The following is a 21536-nucleotide window of genomic DNA, read 5'->3' on the forward strand; positions in this document are numbered from 1 at the left end:
GTCAGCGTGAATGAAAGAAGGCGTTATTCGCCGATGATGACGTTCGTCGTGCCGCCCACGGCATTCGGCGGCGAGGAAGGCAACGCAGGCGGCGCGGGTTCGAGCGAAGGCGCGGCGGGCGCGGCAACAGTGCCGGTGCTAGCCGGCGCGCGCGGCAGCATTACGCCGGCCACGGCAGGCCGCAACTCGAAAGGCTGCGCATTAGAATCGTCCGGGTCCATGCGTTCGCCCGAGACGCTTCCGTCCGCCTCGAACTTGCCGACCCAGTTGCCGGTGATGTGCGTCCCGTCGTTCGACTCCTCGATTTCGAGCGTTTCGCCGTCGCGATCGCCCGCCACGAGAATCACCGTCGGGCTGCCGACGAAGCGATACTCGCCATGCACGCCGGACGCGTCATCGGTCTTGGCGCCGAGCTTCATCTCGATCTGCTTGCCGCCGAGCGTGCCCACGTAGCGCGGAAAGCGCGCGTACTCCGGATTCGGCGCCAGCGGCTTTTGCGGCGGCAGCGCGAGCGTCCGGATCGCCTTGTCGGCGCCATACGATTCGCCGCTCGGCGCGCTTCGGGCGCTCGCGGACGCCGACGCCGATGCATCCGGCGGCATCGGCGAATTGCAGCCCGCGAGCGCGAGCGCCGCGGCCAAGCCCGCGGTCATCGTCAGCGCGGCCCGCAAGCCCGGCCGATTCGTTGCCTTCGTTGCTTCTCTCATCCTTCTTTCCTTCGATACCACGTCAAATACGCTCGAAGATCGCGGCGATCCCCTGCCCGCCGCCGATGCACATCGTCACGAGCGCGTAACGCCCGCCAATGCGCTGGAGCTCGTACAGCGCCTTCACCGTGATGAGCGCGCCGGTCGCGCCTATCGGATGCCCGAGCGAAATGCCCGAGCCGTTCGGGTTCACCTTCGCGGGATCGAGCCGCAGTTCCTGCGTGACCGCGCACGCTTGCGCGGCGAACGCTTCGTTGGCTTCGATCACGTCGAGATCGTCGACGGAAAGCCCGGCGCGCTCCAGCACCTTGCGCGTGGCCGGCACCGGGCCGATGCCCATGATGGTCGGATCGACGCCCGCGTGCGCGTACGCCACGAGCCGCCCGAGCGGCCGCGCGCCGCGCTTCTCCGCGACGCCGCGTTCCATCAGCACGACGGCCGCCGCCGCGTCGTTGATGCCGGACGCGTTGCCCGCCGTCACCGTGCCGTTCTCCTTCGCGAACACCGGCTTCAGCTTCGCGAAGTCTTCCGCCGTCGCGTTCATGCGCACGTGCTCGTCGCGCTCGAACACGGTGTTGCCCTTCTTCGATGCCAGCGTGATCGGCAGAATCTGCTCCTTGAAGTAGCCGGCCTCGATGGCGTTGGCCGCGCGACGGTGCGATTCCAGCGCGAGCGCGTCCTGCGCCTCGCGCGTGATGCCGTACTGGTTCGCGACGTTCTCGGCCGTCACGCCCATGTGAATCTTGTGGAACGGGTCGTTCAGCGCGCCGAGCATCACGTCGACGACGCGCGCATCGCCCATGCGCTGGCCGAAGCGCGCGGCGGGCATCACGTACGGCGCGCGGCTCATGCTTTCCGCGCCGCCGCCGATGGCGATGTCCGCATCGCCGAGCAGAATCGACTGCGCGGCCGACACGATCGCCTGCAAGCCCGAGCCGCACAGCCGGTTCACGGTGAGCGCGGGCGCGTGCTGCGACACGCCGCCGTCGAGCGCCGCGACGCGCGCGAGATACATGTCGCGCGGCTCGGTCTGGATCACGTTGCCGAACACGACGTGTCCGACTTCCTCGCCCGCGACGCTCGCGCGGGACAGCGCCTCGCGCACCACGCGCGCGCCGAGATCGGTCGGCGCGAAATCCTTCAGCGCGCCGCCGAAACCGCCGATTGCCGTGCGCACGCCGCTTGCCACCACCACTTCGCGTTCCATGTCGTCTCCTTTCCTATCGAATGGTTTTATGAAAGCTCACGCCAGCGCGCGTTCGACGGCCGCCCGGTCCGGGATCGGCGCGACCGCGCCGAAGCCTTGCGTCGATAACGCCGCCGCCGCGTTCGCGTAGTGCGCCGCCGCGAAGGGATCGTCGCCCGCGACGAGCCGCGCGATGAATGCGCCGCCGAAGCAATCGCCCGCGCCGGTCGCATCGACCGCATTCACGACGCGGCCCCGCACCACGCGCCGCTCGTCCGGCGTCGCGATATACGCGCCTTCCGGGCCGAGCTTCATCGCGACGATTGTCGGGCCGAGCGCGAGCAGCGTGTCGACGATGGCGTCCTTGTCTTCGTGGCCCGTGAGCACGGTGACGTCGTCCCAGCTCGGCAGACAGATATCGCTCTGGCGGATCGCTTCGAGCATCACCGCGCGGGCGCGCGCGAGCGGCCAGAGCTTCAGCCGCAGGTTCGTGTCGAAGCTGACCCGCACGCCGTTGCTGCGCGCATGGTCGATGGCGGCGAACGCGGCATCGCACGCGCTCACGCCGATGGCGAGACTGATGCCCGACAGATGCACGACTTTCGCGGCCGCGATCATGTCGAGCGGCAGATGCGACGGCGCATAGCGGCTCGCCGCCGACCCCGCGCGCAGATAGTCGAAGCGATGCCCGCTCGCGCCGTGCGACACGAAATAGACGCCCGTTGGCGCGTCCGGGTCGACGCGAACGGCGGACGTGTCGACGTTCTCCGCGCGCCACAGATCGAGCAGCAGTTGCCCGAACCCATCGTTGCCGACCGCGGAGACGAAGCCCGTCGCCGCGCCCTGCCGCGCCGCCGCGATCAGAAAGTTCGATACGTCGCCGCCGAAGCCTTGCAGATACGTCGGCTCGTCACGTCTCGACTGATTGAACTCGATCATCGCCTCGCCGAGCGCGAGGATGTGCGGCGTGTGGGGCGTCGTCGGGCTCATCGATCAGACCTCGCCCCAGAGATCGTGGCCGTCCGCGCCCGTGATCTTCACCGAAACGAAGTCGCCCGCCTTGTAGCGCTTCGAGGCCTTCGTCGGCGGCGCGATATACACGACGCCGTCGATTTCCGGCGCATCCGCCGCCGTGCGCCCGATGCCGCCTTCCGCGCTGATCTCATCGACGAGCACTTTCAGCGTCTTGCCAACTTTCTTCCTCATGCGCTTTGCCGACAGTTCCTCGGCCAGTTCCATGAAGCGCGCGCGGCGTTCCTCGCGCACGTCGTCGGGCAGCGCGCCGTCGAGTTCGTTGGCGGTAGCGCCTTCGACCGGCGAATACGCGAAGCAGCCGACGCGATCCAGATCCGCTTCCTCGATGAAGTCGAGCAGCGTCTGGAACTGCTCTTCCGTCTCGCCCGGAAAGCCCGCGATGAACGTGCTGCGAATCGTCAGATCCGGGCACATGGCGCGCCATGCCTTCACGCGCTCCAGCACCTTTTCGGCATTGGCCGGGCGCTTCATGCGCTTCAGCACTTCCGGATGCGCGTGCTGGAACGGCACGTCGAGATACGGCAGCACGTGGCCCTTGAGCGGCCCTTCCGCCATCATCGGGATGACTTCATCGACGCTCGGATACGGATACACGTAGTGCAGGCGCACCCACGCGCCGTACTGCGCGGCCAGTTCGCCCAGCGCGCCGACGAGTTCGGTCATGCGCGTCTTGAGCGGCTTGCCGTTCCAGAAACCGGTGCGGTACTTCACATCGACGCCGTACGCGCTCGTGTCCTGCGAAATGACGAGCAGTTCCTTCACGCCCGACTTGAAGAGATTCTCGGCTTCGAGCATCACTTCGGCGACGGGACGCGAAACGAGATCGCCGCGCATCGACGGAATGATGCAGAACGTGCAGCGGTGGTTGCAGCCTTCGGAAATCTTGAGATACGCGTAATGGCGCGGCGTGAGCTTGATGCCGGCGGGCGGCACGAGATCGACGAACGGGTCGTGCGGCTTCGGCAAGTGTGCGTGGACCGCGTTCATCACTTCGTTGGTCGCGTGCGGGCCGGTGACGGCCAGCACCTTCGGATGCACTTCCTCGATGAGCCCGTTGCCGCTCGCGCTCTTTTTCGCGCCGAGGCAGCCGGTCACGATGACCTTGCCGTTTTCGTTGAGCGCCTCGCCGATGGCGTCGAGGCTTTCCTGCACGGCTTCGTCGATAAAGCCGCAGGTGTTGACGACGACGAGGTCGGCGCCGTCATAGCTGCCGGAGATTTGATAACCCTCGGCGCGCAACTGGGTGATGATCTGCTCCGAATCGACGAGGGCTTTCGGGCAGCCGAGGCTGACCATGCCGATCTTCGGCGCGGAGTTCGTCTTGACGATTGAATCTAAGGAATTTTTCACGGGGAAACGGTCGGATGAGGGGCGTCGCCGGACGCACGAGGCCAATCCCGTATTTTACCCCGGAGCATCCTTCGAAGCCGTTCCGGGCCGGCTCGCCCGAAGCGAGAACGCCCGGCTTCCTTACTTCTTGTCCCCTGACGGCGCGCTCGGCGTCGGGAACGGGAACGTGTTGAACATCGTCTTCGCCTGATTCTGCATCTGCTCCTGCATCTGCACGAACATGTTCTTCGACTGCTCGATGTAGCTCGTCATCATGCCCTGCATCATCGGGGCCTGCATGTTCATGAACTGCGACCAGACTTCCGGATTGAGCGCGTTGCCGTCGTAGATGCCCTTGCTCTGCTCCGAGAGCTTCTGCTGGATGTCGATGAACGCCTGAATGTTCTTCTCCAGATACGTGCCCATCATGCCCTGCATCGCATGGCCGTAGAAGCGGATAATCTGCGAGAGCATCACGGACGAGAACATCGGCAAGCCGCCGCTCTCTTCTTCCAGAATGATCTGCAAAAGGATGCTGCGCGTCAGGTCGTCGTTGGACTTGGCGTCGAGCACCTTGAAGTCTTCCTGATCGAGCACGAGCTGCTTCACGTCGGACAACGTGATGTAAGTGCTCGTCTCCGTGTCATAGAGCCGCCGGTTCGGATATTTTTTGATGAGTCGTTCGGCGGATTTCTTTGTAGTAGTCGTGGTGGTCATTGAACGCCTTCAAAACGCGAGACTTTACTGCGATGGCAGCAAGCATGTCTTGCGTTGTCGCAAAAAAGCGTTGCTGCGGGTTCGCCGCATCGTTGATGTATCCGGCAGGCGGCATTCGCCGGCGCGGGCGCCCCATGCGCCCGCCGGCGATCGCGCCCGTCAGCCCATGTGCAAACCACCGTTGAGCGAGAAATCCGCCCCGGTGGAGAAACCCGATTCCTCCGACGCGAGCCACGCGACGATCGAGCCGATTTCGTCCGGCGTGCCGAGACGCCGCACCGGAATGGTCGCGACGATCTTCTCCAGCACTTCCGGGCGAATGGACTTCACCATGTCCGTGCCGATATAGCCCGGCGAGACCGTGTTGACCGTCACGCCCTTGGTCGCCACTTCCTGCGCGAGCGCCATCGTGAAACCGTGAATGCCGGCCTTGGCCGTCGAATAGTTCGTCTGGCCGAACTGGCCTTTCTGCCCGTTCACCGACGAAATATTGATGACCCGGCCCCAGCCGCGCTCGACCATGCCGTCGATCACCTGCTTCGTGACATTGAAGAGACTGGTCAGGTTCGTGTCGATGACCGCGGTCCAGTCCTCGTGCGTCATCTTGCGGAACACGACATCGCGCGTGATGCCCGCGTTGTTGACGAGCACATCTACTTCGCCGACTTCGGCCTTCACCTTGTCGAACGCGTTCTTGGTCGATTCCCAGTCGCCGACGTTGCCCTCGGAGGCGATGAAGTCGAAGCCGAGCGCCTTCTGGTCTTCGAGCGATTTCACCCGGCGCGGAGAGTTCGGACCGCAACCTGCCACGACCGTGAAGCCGTCCTTGTGCAGCCGCTGGCAAATGCTGGTGCCGATGCCGCCCATCCCGCCGGTTACATACGCTACGCGCTTCGTCATGCTCGACTCCTCGTTCGTTATGCGGTGCGCCCGAGAGCGCGGCCCGCTTGTCCCTTCCCTATTCCGACGCGGCCTTGCTTTACAGCCGCTCGACCGCCAGCGCGACGCCCATGCCGCCGCCGATGCACAGCGACGCGAGGCCCTTCTTCGCATCGCGCTTCTGCATCTCGTGCAGCAGCGTGACCAGAATGCGGCAGCCCGATGCGCCGATCGGATGCCCGATCGCAATCGCCCCGCCGTTCACGTTGATCTTTTCCTGATCCCAGCCCATCTGCTTGTGCACCGCGAGCGCCTGCGCGGCGAACGCTTCGTTGATCTCCATCAGATCGAGATCGTCGATGCTCCAGCCCGCGCGTTCCAGACAGCGCTTCGATGCCGGCACGGGGCCCATGCCCATGATCTTCGGATCGACGCCCGCGCTCGCGTACGCCTTGATGCGCGCAAGCGGCGTCAATCCCAGCGCCTCGGCCTTCTTCGCCGACATCACGACGACAGCCGCCGCGCCGTCGTTGATGCCCGATGCGTTCGCCGCCGTCACCGTGCCTTCCTTCGAAAACGCGGGCTTCAGTCCCGCGAGCGCTTCGGCGGTGACGCCGTGGCGCACGAACTCGTCGGTGGCGAACTGGATCGGCTCGCCTTTGCGCTGCGGAATCGAAACCGGCACGATCTCGTCGTTGAAGCGGCCGGCCTTCTGTGCGGCTTCCGCCTTGTTCTGCGACAGCGCCGCGAACGCGTCCTGCGCTTCGCGCGTGATGCCGTATTCCTTCGCGACGTTCTCGGCCGTCGTGCCCATGTGGTAGTTGTTATAGACGTCCCATAGGCCATCGACGATCATCGAGTCGATCAGCTTGGCATCGCCCATGCGAAAGCCGTCGCGCGAGCCCGGCAGCACGTGCGGCGCCGCGCTCATGTTCTCCTGGCCGCCCGCGACGATGATCTCCGAATCGCCCGCGATGATCGCGTTGGCCGCGAGCATCACGGCTTTCAGCCCCGAGCCGCAGACCTTGTTGATCGTCATGCCGGGGACCATTTCGGGCAAGCCGGCCTTGATGACCGACTGGCGCGCCGGGTTCTGACCCGAGCCCGCGGTCAGCACCTGACCCAGAATGACTTCGCTGATTTGCTCGGGCTTGAGACCCGCGCGTTCGAGCACCGCGCGAATCACGGTTGCGCCCAGTTCCGGCGCTGCGATCTTCGCAAGCGAGCCGCCGAATTTGCCGACCGCGGTGCGCGCGGCCGATACGATCACTACGTCAGTCATTTCCGTTTCCTTTGGCATCGAATGTTAGAGCGGTTTGTGCGGGCAATCCGTTCGCGCCTGTCAACTGTCGCGCTTGAGGACGTAACGGCCCGGAGCCGCCTCGATCACAGGATAATCCTTCGAGCCGAGCCCTGCGCTCGCCTTCTGCTGCTCGCCGGACTGCGTGGCGAGCCACTGCGTCCACGCCGGCCACCAGCTGCCGGGATGCTCGCTCGCGGCCTCGAACCACGCGTCGGCGGTCTCCGGCAGGCCCTCGCCCGCGCTATCGAGCATCCAGAAACTGCGCTTGTTTTTCGACGGCGGATTGATCACGCCCGCGATATGCCCCGATGCACCGAGCACGAAGGTCTGCGGCCCGGAGAGCAGCGGCGCCGAAGCATACGCCGATTTCCACGGCACGATATGGTCTTCGCGCGAGCCATAGATGAATGTCGGCGTCGTGATGGTCGACAAGTCGATGGGCACGCCGAGCACCGTCACCCCGCCCGGCTCGCGCAGCTTGTTCTCCAGATACGTATTGCGCAAATACCAGACGCACATGGGACCGGGCAGGTTCGTCGAATCGCTGTTCCAGTAGAGCAGATCGAACGCTTGCGGCGTGCGGCCCTTCAGGTAGTTATCGACGACGTAGTTCCACACGAGATCGTTCGGGCGCAAATACGAGAACGTATTGGCGAACTCGATGCCGCGCATGAGTCCCGGCGGCGCGCCGTTCTTGCCGCCGATGGTCTGCTCGCGCATCGCCACATGCGCCTCGTCGACGAAGACGTCGAGCACGCCCGTGTCGGAGAAGTCGAGCATCGAGGTAAGCAAGGTCATCGACGCGGCCGGCTCGTTGCCGCGCGCCTTCTCGACGGCGAGCGCGGTTGCGAGCAGCGTCCCGCCGATGCAGAAGCCGAGGGTGTTGATCTTGTCCGCGCCGGAGATGTCGGAGACCACGCTCATCGCCTGCATCACGCCTTCGCCGACGTAATCGTCCCATGTCTTGTGAGCAATGGACTGGTCCGCATTGCGCCACGAGATCATGTACACCTGCTGGCCCGATTCGAGCGCATGACGCACGAGCGAGCCTTCCGGCGAAAGATCGAGGATGTAGAACTTGTTGATGCACGGCGGCACGATCAGAAGCGGGCGCGCGTAGACCTTCGGCGCGAGCGGCTTGTACTGAATGAGCTGCATGAGCTCGTTCTCGTACACGACCGCGCCTTCGGTCGTCGCGACGTTCTTGCCGATGGCGAACACCGATTCGTCCGACTGCGAGATCTTGCCGCGCTGCATGTCGTTGAGCAGGTTCAGCATGCCCTGACGCAGGCTTTCGCCCTTGCTTTCGATGAGCGCCTTCTGCGCCTCGGGATTGAGCGCGAGATAGTTGCTCGGCGCGGCTGCGGCGGCCCACTGCTGCACGGCGAAGCGAATGCGTTCGCGCGTCTTCGGATCGCTCTGCACGGCGTCGGCGAGTTCCTGAAGATAGCGCGCGTTCAGGAGATACCACGCGGCCGTGAACGCGAACGCGGGCGTCGATTGCCACGCGGTGTCCTTGAAGCGCCGATCCTTGAGCGCGGCCGGATCGATGCTCTGTCCGCTCGCCTGTTTCATCAGTTCGCCGACGTCGCGCGTGTAGTCGCTTTGCAGCTGATGCAGGCGCTCGGGCGCGATGGCCGCCGTCGGAATCTTGGGCAGCGTCGGCAGGCCCTGCATCGCCGCGCCGAAGCCCGGCATGCTGCTCGCGAGCTTCGCGAATTCGGCGAGACCGTTCATCTTCGCGAGATCCGGCATCTGCGGCATGCTCGCGATGGTCGGAAAAGCGGTCGGAAACCCACCTGGAAGCGCGCCGGGCAGACCGCCGAAACCGTGGAACGGGAAGCCGCCGAATGCCGAAGAAGGCGAAGCGCCGCCGTTCGCGGACGCGCCGTCAGCCGCCGGATTCGCCGAATTCGTCTGTTGAGTGAACTTCGCCCACTGCGCCGGATCGGCGACCGCGCGCCACGCATTCAGCCATTGCTCGAATGCCTGCTGTACGCCTGCCGTGTTGTCGGCTGCTGGCTGCGCCGGGGTGCTGTCTTCGGCGGCGGTACGGGAGCGGGAAGATGAAGAGGATGTATTGGAAGCCATACCCGCCTTTGACCTCTGAGTCTCGAAAGACTGATTGCTGATGCAGGCATTGCCGGGCCGTCTCGGCCAGCGCGCGAAAGTATGGGTGCGCCTTTGCGCGCCGGGCGGAAGCCGCCCTCGCTACGCCGTGCCCGATTGAACACAATTCTGGGAACATTCTTGCGCTTGGGCGTCAAGCATGTCAATGCTTCGTCCCGATTTTGCCGCAGTGCGATGTTTTTATAATTATCGTTTTCCCCCATGAAAGAAATGCCTGTTTGCCGCGCGTTTCCGCGCGTCGGGTGATGCGGCTTCTCGATCAGTCGGCGAGCCAGATCATCGCGGCCATACGGCCCGTCACGCGGTCGCGCCGGTAGGAATAGAAGCGCGTTTCTTCGGTCACCGTGCAGTGCGTGCCACCGTGAATGCGCGCCGCGTCGATGCCGATATCGGCGAGCCGCAACCGCGCGAGCGCGTAAATGTCCGCGAAGTATTTGCCGGGCGTGCCGGCTGCCTTGAACGCGGCCGCGGTCGCATCGCGTCGATGCGCCCCGCTCGTGGCGACGAACGCGTCGAGCACGTCTTCGCCGACTTCGAACGCATCTGGTCCGATCGCCGGTCCGAGATAAGCGTTGAGTGCCGATGCCGGCGCGCCCGCGAGCGTCGCCACGCGCTCGCCGGTCTTCTCGACGATGCCGCCCGCGAGCCCGCGCCAGCCCGCATGGGCCGCGCCGACCGCGCGGCCTTCGTCATCGCAAAAGAGCACGGGCAGGCAGTCCGCCGTCATCACGACGCAGACGACGCCCGCCCGATCCGTCACGCTCGCGTCGGCCCGCGTCGGTCCGGACGCGCGCGCGTCGATGACCGCGTGGGCGTCTTCCACTTGCGTGCCGTGGATTTGTTCGAGCCACGCGGCGTCGTGCGCGCCGGTCAGCGCGAGCGCGCGGCGGCGATTCTCCTGCACGGCGGCGGGCGCATCCCCGGTCGAAAGACCCAGATTCAAACCGCCCGCTTGCGGCGCGCCGCCCTCATACGGCGCCTCGCTCACGCCGCCCGCGCGCGTCGTCACGAATGCGCGGACGCGCGGCGCCACGCGCCATTGCGGCCAGAGGCAGTGTTTCGGGTCCAATGCTTGTGACTGCGCCGCGTGTGAATCGGTCATGCTTCGTCGTCCTCGTAATCGTCGTCTTCCCAATCTTCGTCCGCCTCGTAGACCTGCACGAATTCCTCGTCTTCGTCTTCGTCGTCGAATTCCGCTTCTTCTTCGCGTCCGAATCCGAGTGCGGCGGCAAGCGCGGTCATATCCTCGGGCACGTCGGCGCGCCAGTGCACTGCCTTGCCCGTCACCGGATGGATGAGGCCGAGCCGCCACGCATGCAGCGCCTGCCGCGCGAAGCCGTCGGGCAGCGGCGTCACCGAACGCTTGCCGCGCGCGCGCCCGTAGACCGGATCGCCTAAAAGCGGATGTCCGACGTGCGCGCAATGCACGCGAATCTGGTGCGTGCGGCCCGTTTCGAGATCGCAATGAATGGCGCTCACCGGCTGGCCTTGCCATCTCGCCCGGTCGATGGTGCGAAAGTGCGTGCGCGCGGGTTTGCCCGCCGCGCTCTGCACGACCGTCATGCGCGTGCGTTCGCGCGGATCGCGGCCGATGGGCGCGTCGATGGTGCCGTCTTCCGGCATCGTCCCCCACACGAAAGCGACATAGCGGCGCTTGACCGTGCGCGCCTGCAACTGACGCACGAGGTCCGTTTGCGCTTCGAGCGTGCGGGCGACCACCATCAGCCCGGACGTCTCCTTGTCCAGCCGATGCACGATGCCCGCGCGCGGCAAGCCGGCCGCGGCGCTGCCGTAGCGATGCAGCAGGCCGTTCAGCAGCGTGCCGCTCCAGTTGCCGGCCGCGGGATGCACGACCATCCCCGCAGGCTTGTTGATGACGACGAGCGCCTCGTCTTCGTACACGATGTCGAGCGGCACCGGCTCGGGCGTGAAGGCGAGTTGCTCGGGCAACAGGTCCGGGACGAGCGAAATGGTCGCGCCGAGCGGCACCGGCTGGCGCACTTTCGCGCTCGCGCCGTCCACCAGCACGCGGCCCTCTTCGATCCAGCTTTGCAGACGGCTGCGCGAAAACTCCGGGAAAACCTTGGCAAGCACCTTGTCGAGCCGGTCGCCCGCGAGTTCGTCGGGCACGCGCGCCGTGCGGGGCGCATCGGCGCTTGGTTGCTGTCCCGCGCCGGCTTCCGATTCGGGCAAAGCCGAGTCGTCGCCGTTGGCGCATGGGCTATAATCTTTGAGTTGGTCTTTGGTACGACGAGTACTTGAGCGAGTCATGTGAACGAGAGATTGACGGGAAGTCGACCACGACCCACGGCCGCGGTCCCGATCGAAGCCGACAGCCTTGACGAGTCATCACGCGCAACCGTTACGAATGACGAAACGAGGCGATTGACCGAGCAGCGCGCCGTGCGCAAAGACTGCACCGGAAGTACTGCCGCAAACAGTTGGAATCAGTTAAGAAGCAAGCCAGAAATCAGCCCAGGAAATGCAAGCACTGATGCGAGCCTTCAACACCATTCATCGAGCGATGCAGCGATCGATCAAGTATCTGGCGCTGGCCGCGAGCGTCGCCATCGTCACGGCCTGCCACGGCCTGCCCGAGAAAACCGACGAAACGGCAACGTGGAATAACAACAAATTATATACGGAGGCCCAGGACGCGCTATCCGGCAGCGACTGGGGCAAGTGCGCCAAGTATTTCGAGGCGCTCGAAGGCCGCGACCCGTTCGGCCACTTCGCGCAGCAGGCGCAGATCAACGTCGCGTACTGCAACTGGAAGGACGGCGAAACCGCCTCGGCGGATCAGGCCATCGACCGTTTTATTCGCCTGCATCCGGATCATCCGGATATCGCGTATGCGTATTATCTGAAGGGCATGATCCACTTCAACGACGACCTCGGTCTCTTCGGCCGCTTCTCCGGCCAGGACATGAGCGAGCGCGATCCGAAGTCGCTGCGCGAGTCGTATGACGCGTTCAAGGTCGTTGTCGACAAGTATCCGCAAAGCAAATACGCGCCCGACGCCGCGCAGCGCATGCGCTATATCGTCAACGCGCTGGCGTCGCATGAAGTGCATGCCGCCGATTACTATTTCCGCCGTGGCGCGTATGTGGCCGCGATCAACCGGGCGCAGCTCGCCATTCGCGAATACAAGAACGCCCCGGCGACCGAAGACGCGCTGCATATCATGATGATGTCGTATCAGAGGCTCGATCAGCCGCAACTCGCCGACGACACCAAGCGCGTTCTGGCGGCGACGTTCCCGGACAGCCCGTATGTCACCGGCAAGCGTCGCGCGGGCACGGATAAGCCCTGGTATCAGATCTGGTAATGCATGTCGAACGGCCGGCGCGCTTGCGCCGGCTTCGTTTGCAAGGGCGTTGAATCGCCCTATTTTTTCGTCCAGATTTTTGTCACTTGGCAACAAAAATTAGCAATGCTTAAGGCATCGGCAGGCATCGCATCAAGCGAAGCCTCGCCTGCGCCCCGTTTCTTGCAAGAGACCAGTATGGCGGTAACCGTTCCGCGCACCCAGCGCGATGCATTTCTCGACACGATGGATTCCTTGCTGCCGTGGCCGACGCTGTGCGCGATCGTCCAGCCGAACGTTCAGGCGCGGGCGACCACCGAGCGCATGCTGCGCATTTGCCTGCTGCAAGGCTGGTTCGGTCTATCGGATCGTGATTGCGCGGACGCGCTCATCGACAGCATCGGCCTTCAGCGCTTCGCGCGTATCGACGCCGCACGCGACGGCTTTCCCGACGCGCGCGCTATCGGTGAGTTTCGCGGTGACTTGCAGTCGCGGGAACGGGCGCAGCCGCTGGCGGCCGAGGTCAACCGCGCGCTGGCGTCGAACGGCATCCGCGTGAAGCCGGGCGCGATCGTCAACGCGCGCATCTTCGCCGACGCGCCGGCGCGGCGTGATGAAACCGCGCCGACGCCCGTTGCCGGCAAGCCTGCCACGCGGCCGAGCTTCGGTGGCGCGTACGGCCGTCAATCGATGCACGTGCGCCTCGCGCGTGGCGCGGAACAAGCCGCAGCCGAGCGCGCCGCGCGGCTCGCTCAGGCCATCTTCAACGTGCGCAGCGTCACGAAAAGCTAGTCGGCCAGTTCCACCGCCGAACTGCGCGAATCGCTGAAGAACGCGCGCACGACATCGAGCTCGCGCGTGCGCTTGAACGGCGGCAGGCTTTGCCAGATGCGCCGTCCGTACGGTTTGTCGACGAGGCGCGTGTCGCAGATCATCAGCACGCCGCGATCCGTTTCCGCGCGGATCAGGCGGCCCGCGCCCTGCTTCAGCGTGATGACCGCCTGCGGCAACTGATGCACGGCGAACGGGCTCAGTCCTTTTTTCGTGAGCGCATCGAGCCGCGCGGCCAGCACCGGATCGTCCGGCGGCGCGAACGGCAGCTTGTCGATCACGACGAGCGAAAGCGCATCGCCGCGCACATCGACGCCTTCCCAGAAGCTCTGGCTGCCCACGAGGATCGCGTTGCCGTAGGCGCGGAAGCGGTCGAGCAGTTCCGTGCGGCTCGCATCGCCCTGAACCAGCAGCGGATTCTGCCAACCGCGACGCTCGATCACGTCGCGCAGCCGCGCCGAAATGCGATCGACCGCGCGCAGCGTCGTGCAGAGCACGAACACGCCGCCGCCGGCCGCTTCGATGACGGGCAGCGCCGCCTCGAAGACCGCATCCGTGAACTGGGGCGACGACGGCTGCGGCAGATTGCGCGGCACGTACAAGAGGCCTTGGGTCGGATAGTCGAACGGGCTCGGCAGCGTCATGGAGCGCCGCGCGTTCAGGCCCATTTGCGCCGCGTAGTGCGTGAAGTCGCCGCGCACCGAAAGCGTCGCCGACGTGAAGATCCACGCACGCGGCACGCCCGCGCGCTGCTTCGCGAAGATCGGCGCCACCGATAGCGGCGTTTCGTGCAACTGGACCGTGTGCGAGAACACCTCGACCCAGCGGACCATCTCGTTCGGCTCGTCCTTCGCCGTCTGTTGCGCGGTGTCTTCGTCGTCCGCGACGGCGCGTTCGAGCGGCGTCGGCGGCGTGGTCCAGCCCGCGAGCAAGTCCTGCAACTCGCGAGCGCGCCGCACGAGCGCCTGGAGCGATTCCGCCCGCTCCGCATGCGACGACAACGCCGCCGCGAGCGCATCGAGATGCGTTTCGAGCGTGTCGAGCGCCTCGAAGAGCGGATGCCCGTCCGGAAGCTGGCCGAGCGAGAAGCGCGCCGAATCTTCCTTAAACGCGAGCCGCAGGTCGCGCGCCGCCCGCTCCAGCGCCGCGCCGAGCTTGGTCCAGTCCGCCGCGTCGCGCGCGTGGCTCAAGCCCTCCGCGACGGTATCGCGCGCCAGTTCCAGCAGTTGCGTGGTCGAAAGCGTCTCGCCGAAGAAGAGCGTCGCCGTCTCGGGCAACTGATGCGCTTCGTCGAAGATGATGGTGTTGGCCATCGGCAGCAATTCGGCCATGCCGGTATCGCGCAGCATCACGTCGGCGAAGAACAGGTGGTGATTCACCACGACGATATCCGCCTGCTGCGCCTCCTTGCGCGCCTGCATCACGAAGCAGTCCTTGTAGTGCGGACACTCCTGACCGAGGCAGTTGTCGCGCGTGGGCGTCACCATCGGCCAGACGGGCGAGTTTTCGGGGACGCTCGCGAGTTCGGCCTTGTCGCCGGTGCGTGTGATTTTCGCGAAGCGCACGATCTCCTGCAGATGCGACGTGTCCTGCCGCGAGGGCAGCCGGCCGTTGTCGGCGGTGCGCTCCAGATAGTAATGACAAAGGTAGTTCGCGCGGCCCTTGAGCATCGCGACCGACACCGGCACGGCGAGCGCGTCGCGCACGGTCGGGATGTCGCGCTGGAAGAGCTGGTCCTGCAGATGCTTCGTGCCCGTCGAGACGATGACCTTGCCGCCCCACAACATGGCGGGAACGAGGTACGCGTAGGTCTTGCCCGTGCCGGTGCCGGCTTCGACGATCAACGTGTTCTCGCCGCCGTCGATGGCGGCCTTCGCGGTCGCGATGCCGACGTCGTCGGCCGTTTCGTCGTCGGGCGCATGCGGCTTGTCCGACGGCCCGAGCTTGCGCGCGGGGCGGCGCTGCGCTTCGAACATCGCGGGCTCGGGCATTGCGCGGCCGGACGCTTCCATCGCCGCGGCGACCGAGCGCGCCATTTCGATCTGCGATGCGCGCGGCCGATAGCCGTCGATGGCGCGGGCGAGCAGGCCATCGGCGGAGAAAATCGCATCGAGTTCGACGCTGCGTTTGTTCGTCAGCGCGAGCGGCGCGCTCGCGGCATCGGACGGTTGGGCGGGAGAGTTCAAAGGGAGCCTGATCCTGCGAATACTGCGGTTTCGTGCCGTGCGCCACGCGTCGGGGCCGCTCAGTGCGGGTCTGTGTCCAGCTGCAATTGCAGCAGGAGGATGGTGTCTTTCACCTTCAGCTTGCGCTTTTTCAAGCGCCGCAGCTCGAGGTCGTCGATGCCGGACAGCTTGCCGATGAGCGTGTCCAGACCGCGATGCTCGTCCTGCAATTGCGCGATCCGGTCGCGGATCATCGCGGCATCCGCTGCGGTTTGTCGGGGTGCGTTCAAGCGTTGCTGCATGCTCGCCTCCTTGCCCGGGACACCCGGTCCGGTCTTCGCGCCGACTTGGCGCTACTTGCCTTGCTGCTGCTGTTGTTGCTGCTGTTGCTGTTGCTGCTTCGACTGCTCTTGCTGGGCCTGCTGTGCCTTTTCCTGCTGCTTGCGGGCGGCTTCCTTCTGACGCGCCTCCACTTCCGCGCGATGCTGCGCGGCTTCCTGCTGCTTCTGCTCGAATCGCTGCGCCTTCAGTTCGCGCTCCTGCGCTTCCTGCACGCCGCGGGCGCGCGCGTCCTCCAGCTTCTTCTGGTAGTCCGCCTGCTTCTGATCGTAAGCCTTCTGGTTCGCCGCGCGCTGCGGGGCTTCCGCGTTGCGCTGCGCGGCGGCGAGCGCGTTCTGGCGCTGCTTGTCCTCGTACGCCTGCTGGTTCGACCGCTCGTTGGCCGCGCGTTGCGGCGCGTCGGCTTCGTATTGCGCCTGCTTCAGCGCCGTCTGCCGGTCGCGCTCCTTCACGCGTTCTGCGCGTTGCTCGTCGTTCAGCGCGAGCTGCTCCCGCCGGATCTGCTGACGCGCCTCGCGCATCTCGGTGCGCGCATTGTCGAGACAATGGTTCACGAAGAACTTGCTGTAGCAGTCGTGCTGCTTCACGCCATAGCGATAGTCGTTCTCCGACGTGCGCTGGTCGAGCGCCTTCTGACGCCGCTCGAAGCCGGCTCGAAGAGCGGCGTCCGCGCTGTTGTCCGCGCTGTTGTCGACGCTGCTGTCGGCGCTGGCCGGGCCGCTTTGGGACGCATCGAGCGGCTGCGTGCTCACCGCGGTCGTCGGGTCGATGGGCTTCGGCGTCTGGGCGTTCGCATGCTGCGGCAAGACGACGGCAAGCGCGCATATCGACGAGGCGGCAACGGCCATCGGCGCGAGCTTCGTAAGGCGAAAATTGAGCAAGTTGATGAACGGCAACGTGATAAGGAATCAGGTGCGCGAAGGTGAAAAACGGGCGTGCGCGGTCCCGAAATTCTATCACCGCGCGCCGGAGCGCTTCGGCATTTATGGCAAAATGCCCCGCTCAGAAACCCGGCCCATCGCTCGTCGCGGCGCGCCGCGAGGCTTCGGGCGCCGCCCGTCCGACACGGCGATGCTACGACGCCCGCGCCGCTTTCCGACGAGCCAGCAGACAGCGCAATCATGACGGAAACCGTAGCACTCAAGATCGTACAGCGCATTGCCACCGAGCTCACCGTGCAGCCGCGCCAGGTCGCCGCCGCCGTGCAGCTTCTCGACGAAGGCTCGACTGTCCCGTTCATCGCCCGATATCGGAAGGAAGTCACCGGCAATCTCGACGACACGCAGCTGCGCACGCTCGAAGAACGCCTTCTCTATCTGCGCGAACTCGAAGACCGACGCGCGGCGATCCTGCAAAGCATCGACGAGCAAGGCAAGCTGACCGACGAACTGCGCGGCGCGATCGAAGGCGCCGACAGCAAGCAGGTGCTCGAAGACCTCTATCTGCCGTACAAGCCGAAGCGCCGCACCCGCGCCCAGATCGCGCGCGAAGCCGGGCTGGAGCCGCTTGCGCAGGCACTGCTCGCCGATCCGACGCTCGATCCGCACACGGAAGCCGCGAAGTTCGTCGATGCGGAGAAAGGCGTCGCGGACACGAAAGCCGCGCTCGACGGCGCGCGCGACATTCTCTCGGAGCAGTTCGGCGAGACCGCAGAGATTCTCGGCAAGCTGCGCGACTATCTGTTCAATCAAGGGCTCGTGATATCGAGCGTGATGGACGGCAAGGAAGGCGAAGAAGGCGAGAAATTCCGCGATTACTACGACTACAGCGAGACGGTGCGCACGGTGCCGTCGCATCGCGCGCTCGCGCTCTTTCGCGGGCGCAATGCCGGCGTGCTGTCGGTGAAGCTCGGTCTCGGCGAAGAACTCGATACACAAGTGCCGCATCCGTGCGAAGCGATGATCGCGCACCATGTCGGCATCTCGAATCGCAACCGCCCGGCCGACAAGTGGCTCTCCGATGTCTGCCGCTGGTGCTGGCGCGTGAAGGTGCAGCCGCATATCGAGAACGAATTGCTCACGCAACTGCGCGAAGAAGCCGAACACGAAGCGATACGCGTGTTCGCGCGCAATCTGAAAGACTTGCTGCTGGCCGCGCCCGCGGGTCCGAAAGCCGTGATCGGTCTAGATCCCGGTCTGCGCACCGGCGTGAAGGTGGCGGTCGTCGATCGCACCGGCAAGCTGCTTGCCACCGATACGATCTACCCGCATGAGCCGCGCCGCGACTGGGACGGCTCGCTTGCGAAGCTCGCGCGAATCGCACGCGAGACGAAGGCCGAACTCATTTCGATCGGCAACGGCACGGCATCGCGCGAAACCGACAAGCTCGCGAGCGAACTCATCGCGAAGCATCCGGATTTGAAGCTGCAAAAGATCGTCGTGTCGGAAGCGGGCGCGTCGGTGTATTCGGCGTCCGAACTCGCGGCGAAGGAGTTTCCGGAACTGGACGTATCGCTGCGCGGCGCGGTGTCGATCGCGCGGCGTCTGCAAGACCCGCTCGCGGAACTGGTCAAGATCGAGCCGAAAGCCATCGGCGTCGGTCAGTATCAGCATGACGTGAATCAACGTGAACTCGCGCGTTCGCTCGATGCCGTGGTGGAAGACTGCGTGAACGCCGTGGGTGTCGATGCGAACACGGCTTCCGTCGCCCTGCTCGCCCGCGTGTCGGGTCTCAATGCGACGCTCGCGCGCAATATCGTCGAGTACCGCGACGCCAACGGGCCGTTCCCGTCGCGCGAGCATTTGCGCAAGGTTCCGCGTCTCGGCGACAAAACCTTCGAGCAGGCGGCGGGCTTCTTGCGCATCAACAACGGCGAGAATCCGCTCGACCGCTCGTCGGTGCACCCGGAAGCGTATCCCGTGGTCGAGCGCATCCTCGCGAAGATCAACAAGCACGTCGGCGATGTGCTCGGCAAGCGCGAGGCGCTCGCGGGCCTCTCGCCGGCCGAATTCGTCGACGATCGTTTCGGTCTGCCGACCGTGCGCGACATTCTCGCGGAACTGGAGAAGCCGGGCCGCGATCCACGCCCCGAGTTCAAGACCGCGACGTTCCGCGAAGGCATCGAGAAAATCTCGGACCTCGCGCCGGGCATGGTGCTCGAAGGCGTGGTGACGAACGTCGCGGCCTTCGGCGCGTTCGTCGATATCGGCGTGCATCAGGACGGACTCGTGCACGTGTCGGCCATGTCGACGAAGTTCATCAAGGACCCGCACGAAGTCGTGAAAGCCGGTCAGGTCGTGAAGGTCAAAGTGCTCGAAACCGACGTCAAGCGCCATCGCATCTCGCTGACGATGCGCCTCGACGACGACTTCGCTCCCGCGTCCGCAGCCAACGCGGGTGCGCCTGCGCGCGGCGGGCAGGATCGGCGCGCGGGCGGCGGCGGGCGCGACGCGCGTCCGAACCAACGCCGCGAGCCGGAACCGGCAGGCGCGATGGCCGCGGCGTTCGCGAAACTCAAACGCTGATTCGGCAGCCTCCAACGAAAAACCCACGCTCCGCGGCGTGGGTTTTTTGTTTGCGATGCATGCTCGGAAGCGCGGTCAGATCTCGATCTTGGTCCCGAGTTCGACCACGCGGTTCGCCGGAATGCTGAAGAAATCGGTCGGCTTCGCGGCGTTCTGATGCATCCACGCGAAGACACGCTCGCGCCATACCGACATGCCCGGAAGCTCCGTCGGCACGACCGTTTCGCGCGCCATGAAGAACGAGGTGTCCATCAGTTCGAAGGTCATCGCGTGCGTGCGCGTGATCTGCTCGAGCACGGCCTTCACGTCCGGCGTTTCGTTGAAGCCGTACGCCGCTTTCACCAGAAACAGCCCGCCGCCGATGTCCTTCACGTCCAGACGATGCGAGTCGTCCACGTACGGAATATCGCGCGTGAGGAAGTTCAGGAAAATCGTGCGCTCGTGCAGCACCTTGTTGTGCTTCAGGTTATGCAGAAGGCTCACCGGAACGAGCGAATCGCTGCCCGTCAGATAGATGGCCGTGCCCGACACGCGATGCGGCGGATGCGCCAGCAAGCCCTGAAGGAACGGCATCAGCGGAATACCATCGGCGGCGGTGCGGTCCTTCACGATCATGCGGCCCTTGTACCACGTCATCAAGAGGAAGAAGAGCGCCCCGCCGATGCACAACGGCAGCCAGCCGCCCTGCTCGATCTTCAACAGGCTCGCGCCGAAGAAGCCGATGTCGATGACGAGGAACACGGCAATCATCCCGCCGACGAGAAAGCGGTTCCAGCCCCACAGGTTCGTCATCACGACCGACACGAGGATGGTGGTCACGAGCATCGTCGCGGTGACGGCGAGACCATAGGCCGCCGCCAGATTCTCCGAGCTCTTGAAGCCGACGACGATGCACAGAATGATGAACAGCAGCATCCAGTTGACGAGCGGGATATAGATCTGCCCGATGGCCAGTTCCGACGTATGCAGGATCTTCATGCGCGGCACGTAGCCGAGCTGGATGGCCTGGCTGGTGAGCGAGTACGCGCCCGAGATGACCGCTTGCGACGCGATGACGGTGGCGATGGTCGAGAGAATCACGAGCGGCAGCAGCGCCCATTCCGGCGCGAGCAGGAAGAACGGACTCTCGATGGCCTTCGGCGAATGCATCAGCAACGCGCCCTGGCCGAAGTAGTTCAGCAAGAGCGACGGCATCACGATGCCATACCATCCGAAGCGGATAGGCTTCGCGCCGAAGTGCCCCATGTCCGCGTAGAGCGCCTCCGCGCCCGTCAGCACCAGCACCACCGAGCCGAGCACGATGTACGCTTGCAGCACATGGTCGGCCATGAACGAGATCGCATAGTACGGATTCAGCGCGATCAGCACGCCCGGCGCGAGCGCGATGTGATACGCGCCCAGCACGGCGAGCGTCAGGAACCACAGCAGCATGATCGGCCCGAACAGCTTGCCGACGACCGCCGTGCCGTGCCGCTGAATCCAGAACAGCATGATGAGGATGACCATCGTGATCGGAATCACGTACGGCGACAGCTTGGGCGCCGCGATTTCCAGACCTTCCACCGCCGAAATGACGGACATGGCCGGCGTGATGACGGCATCGCCATAGAACATGCACGCGCCGAAGATGCCGAGCATCATCAGCACGCCGGAGAGTCGGCCGGGATCTTTCACGCTGCGCAGCGCGAGGGTCATCATCGCGAACACGCCGCCTTCGCCGTTGTTGTCGGCGCGCATGACGAAGAGCACGTACTTGATCGCGACCACCATCACGATGGCCCAGAAGAGCAGTGAGATGACGCCGAGAATCGAGGCTTCGGAAAGACCGATGCCGTGCGAGGGACTGAAGGCTTCCTTCAGCGCATAAAGAGGACTCGTGCCGATGTCGCCGAAGACGACGCCGATGGCCGCGAGCGCAAGCGAAGGCAACGGCTGTTTGCGCTCTTGCGCGTGAGTCAGGGTAGTCATAAAAACGAAATGTCCGTCCAGAGCGGTAAAAAACCGAACGCCATTCTATCTAACGCCGCGCGCAAAAACGGCCTCTCGCATGTTGCTCACTTGCCACGACAGGCGCGACTGGAAGTTTAGCATCGCGCCCCAAACGCGTCGGCAGGTCGTGCGTGCTTTCACGCATCCTTCTGTTA

At 65.0% G+C, this 21536-nt stretch carries 18 protein-coding genes; 4 read left to right on the top strand and 14 right to left on the bottom strand.

Annotation, left to right across the window (positions count from 1 at the left end):
* Positions 1 to 23: 23 nt before the first annotated feature.
* The 10 genes from LDZ26_RS06970 to LDZ26_RS07015 all read right to left on the bottom strand — a co-directional run bounded on the left by LDZ26_RS06970 (position 24) and on the right by LDZ26_RS07015 (position 11557).
* Positions 24 to 707 carry a hypothetical protein gene (locus LDZ26_RS06970; protein ID WP_244846432.1) on the bottom strand — a complete coding sequence of 228 codons (684 nt, stop codon included), beginning with the start codon at positions 705 to 707 and terminating at the stop codon, positions 24 to 26.
* Positions 708 to 729: 22 nt separating this feature from the next.
* Positions 730 to 1914 (bottom strand): beta-ketothiolase BktB, encoded by a 1185-nt coding sequence (gene bktB, locus LDZ26_RS06975; protein WP_244846434.1) that lies wholly within the window; start codon positions 1912 to 1914, stop codon positions 730 to 732.
* A gap of 36 nt (positions 1915 to 1950) precedes the next feature.
* The gene (locus LDZ26_RS06980) at positions 1951 to 2883 is read right to left on the bottom strand and encodes a sugar kinase (RefSeq protein WP_244846437.1); all 933 of its coding nucleotides are present in this window, start codon (positions 2881 to 2883) and stop codon (positions 1951 to 1953) included.
* Between the two features lie 3 nt (positions 2884 to 2886).
* Entirely contained in the window at positions 2887 to 4224 is a 1338-nt protein-coding gene (gene rimO, locus LDZ26_RS06985; RefSeq protein WP_244849048.1) for a 30S ribosomal protein S12 methylthiotransferase RimO, read from the bottom strand.
* Positions 4225 to 4398: 174 nt separating this feature from the next.
* Positions 4399 to 4974, bottom strand: coding sequence for a polyhydroxyalkanoate synthesis repressor PhaR (phaR, locus tag LDZ26_RS06990; protein ID WP_244846440.1), 576 nt, complete (start codon positions 4972 to 4974; stop codon positions 4399 to 4401).
* A 159-nt stretch (positions 4975 to 5133) separates the two neighbouring features.
* A complete protein-coding gene (locus tag LDZ26_RS06995) occupies positions 5134 to 5874 on the bottom strand; it encodes a 3-ketoacyl-ACP reductase (protein ID WP_244846443.1) in 741 nt (246 codons plus the stop codon).
* A gap of 79 nt (positions 5875 to 5953) precedes the next feature.
* Positions 5954 to 7135, bottom strand: a complete 1182-nt coding sequence (locus tag LDZ26_RS07000) for an acetyl-CoA C-acetyltransferase (RefSeq protein WP_175940418.1) — start codon at positions 7133 to 7135, stop codon at positions 5954 to 5956.
* A gap of 60 nt (positions 7136 to 7195) precedes the next feature.
* Complete coding sequence (gene phaC / locus LDZ26_RS07005; protein ID WP_244846446.1) at positions 7196 to 9247, bottom strand: class I poly(R)-hydroxyalkanoic acid synthase; 2052 nt, start codon at positions 9245 to 9247, stop codon at positions 7196 to 7198.
* A 298-nt stretch (positions 9248 to 9545) separates the two neighbouring features.
* Positions 9546 to 10388 carry a peptidoglycan editing factor PgeF gene (pgeF, locus tag LDZ26_RS07010; RefSeq protein WP_244846449.1) on the bottom strand — a complete coding sequence of 281 codons (843 nt, stop codon included), beginning with the start codon at positions 10386 to 10388 and terminating at the stop codon, positions 9546 to 9548.
* Positions 10385 to 11557: an RluA family pseudouridine synthase gene (locus LDZ26_RS07015; RefSeq protein WP_244846452.1), complete on the bottom strand. Its 1173-nt coding sequence runs from the start codon at positions 11555 to 11557 to the stop codon at positions 10385 to 10387. Before LDZ26_RS07015 ends, pgeF begins: the two co-directional genes overlap by 4 nt.
* Before the next feature lie 223 nt (positions 11558 to 11780).
* Between LDZ26_RS07015 and LDZ26_RS07020 the strand changes: the two genes are divergently transcribed.
* Both LDZ26_RS07020 and LDZ26_RS07025 read left to right on the top strand, forming a co-directional pair.
* A complete protein-coding gene (locus LDZ26_RS07020) occupies positions 11781 to 12614 on the top strand; it encodes an outer membrane protein assembly factor BamD (RefSeq protein WP_244846454.1) in 834 nt (277 codons plus the stop codon).
* A gap of 177 nt (positions 12615 to 12791) precedes the next feature.
* Positions 12792 to 13385 (top strand): transposase, encoded by a 594-nt coding sequence (locus tag LDZ26_RS07025; RefSeq protein ID WP_244846457.1) that lies wholly within the window; start codon positions 12792 to 12794, stop codon positions 13383 to 13385.
* Here the strand turns inward: LDZ26_RS07025 and LDZ26_RS07030 are convergent.
* The 3 genes from LDZ26_RS07030 to LDZ26_RS07040 are packed head-to-tail and all read right to left on the bottom strand — an operon-like array spanning position 13382 to position 16776.
* Positions 13382 to 15610: an ATP-dependent DNA helicase gene (locus tag LDZ26_RS07030; protein ID WP_244846460.1), complete on the bottom strand. Its 2229-nt coding sequence runs from the start codon at positions 15608 to 15610 to the stop codon at positions 13382 to 13384. The two genes, LDZ26_RS07025 and LDZ26_RS07030, sit on opposite strands and share 4 nt — an antisense overlap.
* A gap of 59 nt (positions 15611 to 15669) precedes the next feature.
* On the bottom strand, positions 15670 to 15891 hold the full coding sequence (locus tag LDZ26_RS07035; RefSeq protein ID WP_175940425.1) for a DUF465 domain-containing protein: 222 nt from the start codon (positions 15889 to 15891) through the stop codon (positions 15670 to 15672).
* Between the two features lie 51 nt (positions 15892 to 15942).
* Positions 15943 to 16776 carry a colicin transporter gene (locus LDZ26_RS07040; RefSeq protein WP_244846462.1) on the bottom strand — a complete coding sequence of 278 codons (834 nt, stop codon included), beginning with the start codon at positions 16774 to 16776 and terminating at the stop codon, positions 15943 to 15945.
* Between LDZ26_RS07040 and LDZ26_RS07045 the strand changes: the two genes are divergently transcribed.
* Both LDZ26_RS07045 and LDZ26_RS07050 read left to right on the top strand, forming a co-directional pair.
* Positions 16673 to 17053, top strand: a complete 381-nt coding sequence (locus tag LDZ26_RS07045) for a hypothetical protein (protein ID WP_244849183.1) — start codon at positions 16673 to 16675, stop codon at positions 17051 to 17053. The genes LDZ26_RS07040 and LDZ26_RS07045 overlap by 104 nt on opposite strands.
* Complete coding sequence (locus LDZ26_RS07050; RefSeq protein ID WP_244846463.1) at positions 17050 to 19392, top strand: Tex family protein; 2343 nt, start codon at positions 17050 to 17052, stop codon at positions 19390 to 19392. The genes LDZ26_RS07045 and LDZ26_RS07050 overlap by 4 nt, the downstream gene beginning before the upstream one ends.
* Positions 19393 to 19467: 75 nt before the next feature.
* On the opposite strand, the gene LDZ26_RS07055 is transcribed toward LDZ26_RS07050, so the two are convergent.
* A complete protein-coding gene (locus LDZ26_RS07055) occupies positions 19468 to 21360 on the bottom strand; it encodes a potassium transporter Kup (protein ID WP_244846466.1) in 1893 nt (630 codons plus the stop codon).
* Between the last annotated feature and the right edge of the window lie 176 nt (positions 21361 to 21536).

This window comes from Caballeronia sp. SL2Y3, assembly GCF_022879575.1.
In the GTDB taxonomy this organism is placed as follows: Bacteria; Pseudomonadota; Gammaproteobacteria; order Burkholderiales; family Burkholderiaceae; genus Caballeronia.